The sequence below is a fragment of the Bacillus sp. JJ634 genome (genome assembly GCF_036962285.1).
Classification (GTDB): domain Bacteria; phylum Bacillota; class Bacilli; order Bacillales; family DSM-1321; genus Peribacillus; species Peribacillus asahii_A.
The window spans coordinates 10,094-18,258 of record NZ_JBALMU010000101.1 but is presented as its reverse complement, the minus strand read 5'-3'; the positions used below and the strand labels follow the sequence as shown (position 1 = coordinate 18,258).

Sequence of the window (8,165 nt, the reverse complement as noted above, 5' to 3'; positions counted from 1 at the left end):
ATACATACTTGATAAGTACAATAAGCATAAGTTAAATGATTTTATTATGATTGGTGATAGAAAATACGATATGATTGGTGCGAAAAATACTGGTATTGACTCTATTGGAGTAACTTATGGATATGGTTCATTTGAAGAATTAAGTGATTCTCACCCTACACATATTGTCAATAGTGTTGAAGAGATAAAAGAGCTTTTAATAGCAGATAAAGTTGAATAAATGACGATATGTTATTATTCAGCTAAAAGACGCTTTAATGGCATAAGGATCACGGAGATCATCAAACTTTTTTATAAAAACAAGATTGTAAATCTACTAGATAAGAATCCATTTTGATTACTCTTTTTCAAAATGGATTCTTTTTATTTATCGTAAAGTACGGGTTTGTGAGGTGTTTTTGATAACCTTTATTTTTTTCCTAGAAAATAAAAAAGGCTAAGGTATATTAACAGGATTTACTAAAAGGTGAGCGAATACTATAAAATGAAAGCGTTTTCTATAAAAGGAGGAGATTATGATGATGAATACCCCTTTGATTTTGACGCAAATGATTGAAAGAGTGGAGAAATATTTTCCGAAGAAAGAAGTTGTATCGAGAACAGATGGAGGAATCCATACACTTACGTATGCACAAATTGCGGAACGAACAAGACGATTAGCAAGCAGCTTTGAGAAGCTAGGGATTCAAGAGGGAGACCGGATTGGTACACTTGCTTGGAATCATCACCGGCATCTTGAAGCTTATTTTGCGATTCCTTGTTATGGTGCTGTATTGCATACGATTAATATTCGATTGTCTCCTGAACATGTGGCCTATATCATCAATCATGCGGAAGACCGGTTATTACTTCTCGATGCGGATTTGATTCCGCTTATTGAGGCTATTTCTCCACAATTAAAGTCCGTTGAAGGGTACATCATCATGACAGATCAAGCCGAGCTTCCCAAAACTTCTCTTTCTCCTGTGTACCATTATGAAACATTAGTAGCGCAAGGAAATCCAAAGCAAGCCTTGAGACAAGATTTAGACGAAAATGCTCCAGCAGGCATGTGTTATACATCGGCCACAACAGGTAATCCGAAAGGTGTCATCTATTCGCATCGAGGCATTGTTCTTCACAGTATGGCGCTTGGATTAGTAGATACAGGCGCAGTGAGCGAGCGGGATGTCGCGATGCCGGTTGTTCCAATGTTTCATGTGAATGCATGGGGCTTGCCTTTTGCCTGCCTATGGTTTGGGACGAAACAAGTGTTGCCAGGTCCTTATTTTACACCAAAAATTTTGGCTGAGCTTATTCAGTCGGAACAAGTGACGATTTCCGCCGGCGTTCCAACGATTTGGCTCGGCTTATTACAAGAGCTAGAGACTGGAAACTATGATACAAGCAGTTTACGTGCTCTGCTATGCGGAGGTGCAGCTGCTCCGAAAAGTTTAATTAAGACGTTTGAACAGAAGTATTCGATTCCGTTTTTGCATGCTTACGGAATGACGGAAACGAGCCCTCTTGTTGTCATCTCTAAGCCAAAAAGCTATCAAGATGATTTGTCGGAAGAAGAATTGTTGGATTTAAAAGCAAAACAAGGCATTGTCGTCCCGATGATCGATATCAAAGTAGTCGGACAAAACGGTGAAGTGAAGCGGGATGGAAAAGAGATGGGGGAACTGTTGATTCGCGGTCCTTGGATTGCTAGCGAATATTATCGAAATGAAAAAACGGAAGAAGCCTTTAAAGATGGCTGGCTGCATACAGGGGATGTCGTGACAATTGATGAAGAAGGATATGTGAAAATTGTCGATCGTACGAAAGATTTAATTAAAAGCGGGGGAGAGTGGATTTCATCCGTTGATTTAGAAAACGCGTTAATGGCACATGAAGCGATTTTTGAAGCGGCAGTTATTGCTGTGCCGCATGAAAAATGGCAGGAACGTCCTCTTGCTTGTGTCGTGCTGAAGGAAGGGTACGTTGGAAAAGTAACACCGGAAGACATTTTTGAATTTTTAACGCCGCAATTTGCTAAATGGTGGCTGCCGGATGAAGTGTTGTTTGTAAAAGATATTCCGAAAACATCCGTCGGCAAGTTTTTAAAACGGGCGTTGCGAGAGCAGCTGAAGGATCAATACTTAAAGAAGTGATTACTTAAAATACATTTTATGGAATTTTCGCTAAAATAATCGTGTATTATAGTAGATTCATAGAGGAGGCCAAAAGCAATGAATACGGAAGCAACTTCGACGACAAAAACAGTCATTGTTACGATTAAAGAGCGAGTGGCGGTTGTTGCGTTAAATCGTCCAGAATCGTTCAATGCGCTTAATCAAGAATTAGTGAAGGATTTAACGGCTGCCTTGAAGGAAGTAAGCCAGAATGAAGCAGTTGATATTGTTGTGTTAAAAGGAAATGGCCGCGGTTTTTCATCTGGCGGCGATATTAAGATGATGTTAAATTCCACTGATAAAGCAGGCTTAGGCGATTTATTGAGTGAAGTAAGCAGCTTGATTCAAACGTTGTATTTCATGCCGAAGCTAACGATTAGTGCGATTCATGGAGCAGCGGCAGGGCTAGGATTAAGTATGGCTTTAGCGACCGATTATGTCATTGCAGAGGCTAATAGTAAAATTGCGATGAACTTTATTGGGATTGCACTTGTTCCGGATGGCGGCGGACATTACTTCCTAGAGCGTCGTCTTGGAGAAGTCGGGGCTAAGCATTTGATTTGGGAAGGGAAAGTGATGAAAGCACCGGAAGCTTTAGAGAAAAAGGTCATTGATGCAGTAGCAGAAGGGTCTCTTGAAGAAGCGGTAGAGAATAAAGTACAAGCATGGCTGAACAGCCCGATTCAAGCGATGATTGAGACGAAGAAAATTCTGACTGAGAAAAATCGTACCGTATTAGTGAATGTGCTGGAAAGTGAGAAGATCGCTCAAAGTAAGATGCGGCAAACACAAGATCATCAAGAAGGCATTAAGGCGTTCGTTGAAAAAAGAAAACCGAATTTTATTGGAAAATAAAGAAGCAAAAAGGCCTTCCACATGTAAATGGAACGGCCTTTTTCCTTAGACATGAAATAAAACTAATTTCCCTGCTGATGATGTGCAACGATGAGTAAATTCGGAGTAGTTTTTTTCTTTTAATAGCCTTTCGCCAATTTCTTTCGCTTGCTTATCATGTTCTGCTGTAAACGCTTCGTCTAATAGTTTTTCTCCAGAAGGTTCAAACACTGTTAATTTATAAGTTTTACTCATATGAAACGCCTCTCTTTTATCATAAATTTACATAAAATATAACTATTGTAAAATATTTTATCATTTTTTGTATGTTTTGCCAATTATATTGTAAAGGAGAATGTCTTTCGATACTATTAAACTATCAAGGTGATAGGAGGCGTGGAAACTTATATGGTCTTACATGTTCATAATGTAACGAAACGCTTTGGAGATTATACGGCTGTGAATGAATTAGATTTTACGATACCCGGGCAAGAAATGTTTGGTTTGTTAGGAGCAAATGGAGCAGGAAAAACAACAACGTTTCGAATGATTATTGGATTGCTTCAGCCTACAAAAGGGGAAATTACATGGGAGGGTAAGCAGATTGATCAATCGATGAGTTCGTTAATTGGTTATTTACCGGAAGAGCGGGGGTTATATCCAAAACTAAAGGTAAGTGAGCAGCTATTGTATTTTGCGAGATTAAGAGGAATGAGTAAGGCGGATGCCAATAAAGAAATGGATGTTTGGCTTGAACGTTTTAAAGTACCTGAATATAAGAATAAGCGCGTTGAGGAGCTATCAAAGGGAAATCAACAAAAAATTCAATTAATCTCTTCGGTGCTGCATAAGCCGAAGTTACTTATCTTAGATGAACCGTTTAGCGGGTTAGATCCGGTGAACGTGGAAATGTTGAAGGAAGCAGTCATTGACTTGCGAAATCAAGGAACGACGATTGTATTTTCCAGTCATAGGATGGAGCATGTCGAGGAATTATGTGAAAATCTATGCATTTTACAAAAAGGTTTTCCTGTAGTTGCCGGTCATTTAAAAGAAATCAAGCGCTCTTTTGGAAAGAAAAATGTCGTTGTACATGCCGACTTTAATTTAGATTTTCTTGAAACATTTTCTGGTGTAACGAAAGTTAAAACGACAATGGAAGGGAAAGTATTACAAGTAGTAGATGAGACAGTTGCGGAGAAAATGCTGCAAGCACTTGTACCGCGAGGGTTTGTTCGGAAGTTTGAATTACAGGAGCCATCATTAAACGATATCTTTATTGAAAAGGTAGGGGCTGCTTATGAATAAGTTCTGGATTGTCCTGTTTCATACATACTTGATGAAGCTAAAAACGAAGTCATTTCTCATTACAACAGCCATTATGCTTCTTCTTGTAATCGGTTTGAGCAATATTACAAAAATTATTGCCTTATTTGATGATTCAGAAGAGAAGATTGGGGTCATCGATCAAACGGGAACCATGTTTGGTGATGTACAACTTGGAATGAAGGCCATTGATGAGGATGTAGAGTTAATCGAACTTAAAACGGAAGAAGAAGCAGAGAAACTTATCGATTCAGAAGAATTAACTGCTTATTTAATGATTAAAAGCGATGAACAAGAGATAATAAAAGGGACGTATAAGGCCAATACGTTAGCTGATACAACGGTTAGCTCGGAGCTTGCTGTTGTGCTGTCACAACTAAAAACAAAAATAATTGCCAATGAACTGCAATTAACGGATAAGCAAATCGCGGCGTTATATTCTCCGGTTGTATTAGATACGGTTGCTTTTGAAGAAAATGCTAAGACAGAAGAAGAATTGAATCAAGCCAGGGGGCTTGTCTATATTATTTTATTTATCATTTACATGGCCGTGATTATGTATTCGAACATGATTGCGATGGAAGTAGCGACTGAGAAAACATCGCGCGTAATGGAAATTTTAATTTCCAGCGTATCACCAGTTCAACAAATGTTTGCTAAAATCTTAGGAATTGCGTTGCTAAGTTTAACGCAAATGCTTCTTTTCTTTGGGGTCGGATATTGGAGTATTAAAAGAAATTTATCCGATATGAATGAAGGTATTTTTTCGTTTATGGGCTTTGGAAGTACGAGTATGTCGACGATTGTATATGCGATTATTTTTACGTTACTTGGTTACTTCTTGTATGCCACATTAGCTGCTTGTTTAGGCTCGATTGTCAGCCGAATTGAGGATGTTCAGCAAATGATTACACCGATGATTATGCTTGTGGTCGCTGCCTTTATGCTAGCGATGTTTGGGTTAAATAATCCATCGGCTACCTATATTACCGTGACCTCTTTTATTCCTTTCTTTGCACCAATGATTATGTTCCTTCGGGTAGGGATGCTGGATGTCCCATTTTGGGAGATTAGTTTAAGTATCGGCCTGCTGGTTGCGAGTATCGTCATTTTAGCTGTATTCGGTGCACGAGTATATAAAGGCGGCGTTTTAATGTATGGTAGTGCTAAATCGTTAAAAAATATAAGAAAAGCGCTGCAATTAACAAAAAAAGATTAAGTGGTATAATAAAGTGAAACTTCCATCAGTGGGGGGCTTTATCCCTCACTGATGGTTAGTTGAACCAATCGGACCTTAACGGGCAGTTGTCCCCCACCTATCTTCTTTGGTTCCTCATGCGCTTGAGGTGAGGGGCTTACTGCCCGTTAAGTGTGGGATAAAGAGATATATCGTAGGTAAGATGGAAGGGGCATCAAGACGTGACTGTACGAATTGTTAATAATGTTACAGAGTTAATTGGTAATACTCCTGTTGTTAAGTTAAATCGTTTAACAGCAGAAGGAGACGCGGAAGTGTATGTGAAATTGGAATATTTCAATCCGAGCCGCAGTGTAAAAGATCGTGCTGCATACAATTTAATTAAGCAGGCGGAAGAAGATGGAGTATTAAAGCCGGGGGCGACGATTATCGAGCCAACGAGCGGGAATACAGGCATTGGTCTAGCGATGAATGCAGCAGCAAAAGGATATCGTGCTATTATGGTGATGCCAGATAATATGTCAAAAGAGCGTATTAATATTTTAAAAGCATATGGCGCAGAAGTGGTGCTAACACCTGCTGATGAGAAAATGCCAGGTGCGATTCGTAAAGCACAGAGCTTACTTGAAGAAATTCCGGGAAGCTTCATGCCGCAGCAGTTTGAAAACCATGCCAATCCGGATATTCACCGTGTAACGACAGCAGTAGAAATATTGGAACAAATGGACCGCAATTTAGATGTGTTCGTGGCGACAGCTGGTACGGGAGGCACGATTACAGGAACAGGTGAAGCGTTAAAAGCTGAGCTTCCTAACATAAAAGTAGTGGTTGTAGAGCCTAAAGGTTCACCTGTAATATCAGGTGGACAACCAGGGCCTCACAAGCTTGTTGGAACGAGTCCTGGCTTTATTCCAAGCATCTTAAATATGGAGATATTGGATGAAATCGTTCAAGTAGCTGATGATGATGCTATTAATACGATGAAAGCTTTAGCTACTAAGGAAGGGATTCTAGTAGGACCATCGGCTGGAGCGGCCGTATGGACTGCGCTTCAAGAAGCACGCCGTTTAGGAGCAGGCAAACGCGTCCTCTGTATTGCCCCGGATAATGGTGAACGCTACTTAAGTATGAATATTTTTTAAAAAGATAAGAAAGTATAAAATTTTCGATATGTTTTGATGTCTAGCTCCAGGCGCCATCGGCTTTATGGTCTAGCTAATCGCTTCGGAAGGCAAAGAACGTATCTGCCAGCCGCTTATCTTATGCTTGTCGCCGATAGGCAGGCGCCTTACGCTTTTCTTATTACATCACTTAACCCGAATTTCACGCATATGCTAAGGAATTCGGGTTTTCTTTATCAACAATACGGCGTGGACGTGTTGGCTATGGTATAATGTTGATATTTCCTTGAACGGAGGCAATCGCGAATGAAAAAAGGAATTGTTCATTATGGGTTTGGCGAGACTGTAGATACATATATGTATATAAAAACAAGCACGAAGGCAGTCGCAAGTAACGGTAAACCGTTTTTAACATTAATATTAGCAGATAAAACAGGTGAAATTGAAGCAAAGTTATGGGATGTTTCAGACAACGATGAGAAAACGTATGCGGCTGAAGCGACGGTCAAGGTACAAGGCGAGGTTCAAAACTTTCGCGGACGCAGTCAGTTAAAAATTCGTCAGATTCGCTTAACAACAGATAATGATGGTGTGAAGAAAAGTGATCTAATTCAAACAGCTCCATTAAGCCAAGAAGAGATGCTGGAGAAAATTACACAATATATTTTTGAAATGAGAAATCCTAATATTCAAAGGGTAACACGTCACCTTCTTAAGAAGTATCAAGAGGATTTCTTAGTTTTTCCTGCAGCGACAAAAAACCATCATGAATTCATGTCAGGTCTTGCGTATCATGTTGTGTCTATGCTGGATTTGGCCAAAGGAATTGCAGCGCTATATCCATCGCTCGATAAAGATTTATTGTATGCGGGAATTATTCTTCATGATCTTGGAAAAGTTTTCGAGCTATCCGGTCCCGTGTCAACGGTGTATACGGTAGAAGGCAACTTGCTTGGACATATTACCATTATGGTAAATGAAATTGGTAAAGCAGCAGAGGAATTAGAGATTAAGGCAGAAGAAATTATGATTTTGCAGCACCTTGTACTAAGTCATCATGGTAAAGCAGAGTGGGGGAGTCCGAAGCCGCCATTAGTTCGTGAAGCAGAAGTGCTGCACTATATCGATAATTTGGATGCTAAAATTAATATGATGGATCGTGCGTTAGAAAAAGTTAGACCAGGTGAATTTACAGAAAGAGTATTTGCACTAGATAATCGTTCATTTTATAAACCAAACTTTTAAAAAATATGCTTTCTCTTCTCATGAAGAGGAAGCATATTTTTTGTTTACTTGCATATTGTCTAATACGATTGAAATTTTAGGAAGGAGGAAGGGACATGCCTATTTGGATTTGGTTCGTTTTTATTGGAATAGTAGTCAGTGCCATTATGGCGATTCGAGCAGCTAGACAAGAACGAATGACGGAAAACGCCTGGATTGAGGAGGAAGGACAAAAGTATATAGAACGGATGAAGCTCGAACAGGAAAAGCGGAAGAGTGAAGCGGAACATAGCATATAAAAAAGCG

At 39.6% G+C, this 8,165-nt stretch carries 9 protein-coding genes; 8 read left to right on the top strand and 1 reads right to left on the bottom strand.

Going from position 1 to position 8,165, the window contains the following annotated elements:
• The 3 genes from V7068_RS15075 to V7068_RS15065 form a co-directional block, all read left to right on the top strand.
• Positions 1-220, top strand: a 220-nt coding sequence (locus V7068_RS15075) for an HAD hydrolase-like protein (protein WP_499713463.1), incomplete at its 5' end; no start/stop codon positions are given.
• A gap of 298 nt (positions 221-518) precedes the next feature.
• The gene (locus V7068_RS15070; protein WP_499713468.1) at positions 519-2,135 is read left to right on the top strand and encodes a long-chain fatty acid--CoA ligase; all 1,617 of its coding nucleotides are present in this window, start codon (positions 519-521) and stop codon (positions 2,133-2,135) included.
• A 78-nt stretch (positions 2,136-2,213) separates the two neighbouring features.
• Positions 2,214-3,011 carry an enoyl-CoA hydratase gene (locus V7068_RS15065; protein ID WP_499713462.1) on the top strand — a complete coding sequence of 266 codons (798 nt, stop codon included), beginning with the start codon at positions 2,214-2,216 and terminating at the stop codon, positions 3,009-3,011.
• Positions 3,012-3,056: 45 nt separating this feature from the next.
• On the opposite strand, the gene V7068_RS15060 is transcribed toward V7068_RS15065, so the two are convergent.
• Positions 3,057-3,245 (bottom strand): YhzD family protein, encoded by a 189-nt coding sequence (locus V7068_RS15060; RefSeq protein ID WP_499713461.1) that lies wholly within the window; start codon positions 3,243-3,245, stop codon positions 3,057-3,059.
• 153 nt (positions 3,246-3,398) lie between these two features.
• On the opposite strand from V7068_RS15060, the gene V7068_RS15055 reads away from it, so the two are divergent.
• The 5 genes from V7068_RS15055 (at position 3,399) to V7068_RS15035 (ending at position 8,158) form a co-directional block, all read left to right on the top strand.
• Positions 3,399-4,298: an ABC transporter ATP-binding protein gene (locus V7068_RS15055; protein WP_499713466.1), complete on the top strand. Its 900-nt coding sequence runs from the start codon at positions 3,399-3,401 to the stop codon at positions 4,296-4,298.
• A complete protein-coding gene (locus V7068_RS15050; protein ID WP_499713460.1) occupies positions 4,291-5,535 on the top strand; it encodes an ABC transporter permease in 1,245 nt (414 codons plus the stop codon). Before V7068_RS15055 ends, V7068_RS15050 begins: the two co-directional genes overlap by 8 nt.
• A gap of 200 nt (positions 5,536-5,735) precedes the next feature.
• Positions 5,736-6,656: a cysteine synthase A gene (gene cysK / locus V7068_RS15045; RefSeq protein ID WP_499713459.1), complete on the top strand. Its 921-nt coding sequence runs from the start codon at positions 5,736-5,738 to the stop codon at positions 6,654-6,656.
• A 285-nt stretch (positions 6,657-6,941) separates the two neighbouring features.
• The gene (yhaM, locus tag V7068_RS15040; RefSeq protein WP_252289136.1) at positions 6,942-7,880 is read left to right on the top strand and encodes a 3'-5' exoribonuclease YhaM; all 939 of its coding nucleotides are present in this window, start codon (positions 6,942-6,944) and stop codon (positions 7,878-7,880) included.
• A 95-nt stretch (positions 7,881-7,975) separates the two neighbouring features.
• Complete coding sequence (locus tag V7068_RS15035; RefSeq protein ID WP_499713458.1) at positions 7,976-8,158, top strand: sporulation YhaL family protein; 183 nt, start codon at positions 7,976-7,978, stop codon at positions 8,156-8,158.
• Positions 8,159-8,165: the final 7 nt, after the last annotated feature.

What these genes read in the sequence shown, in the direction of transcription:
- V7068_RS15070 (WP_499713468.1), top strand. Translation starts at nt 519, where the DNA reads ATGATGAATACCCCTTTGATTTTGACGCAAATGATTGAAAGAGTGGAG.
- V7068_RS15065 (WP_499713462.1), top strand. Translation starts at nt 2,214, where the DNA reads ATGAATACGGAAGCAACTTCGACGACAAAAACAGTCATTGTTACGATT.
- V7068_RS15050 (WP_499713460.1), top strand. Translation starts at nt 4,291, where the DNA reads ATGAATAAGTTCTGGATTGTCCTGTTTCATACATACTTGATGAAGCTA.
- yhaM (WP_252289136.1), top strand. Translation starts at nt 6,942, where the DNA reads ATGAAAAAAGGAATTGTTCATTATGGGTTTGGCGAGACTGTAGATACA.
- V7068_RS15055 (WP_499713466.1), top strand. Translation starts at nt 3,399, where the DNA reads ATGGTCTTACATGTTCATAATGTAACGAAACGCTTTGGAGATTATACG.
- V7068_RS15035 (WP_499713458.1), top strand. Translation starts at nt 7,976, where the DNA reads ATGCCTATTTGGATTTGGTTCGTTTTTATTGGAATAGTAGTCAGTGCC.
- V7068_RS15060 (WP_499713461.1), bottom strand. Translation starts at nt 3,245, where the DNA reads ATGAGTAAAACTTATAAATTAACAGTGTTTGAACCTTCTGGAGAAAAA.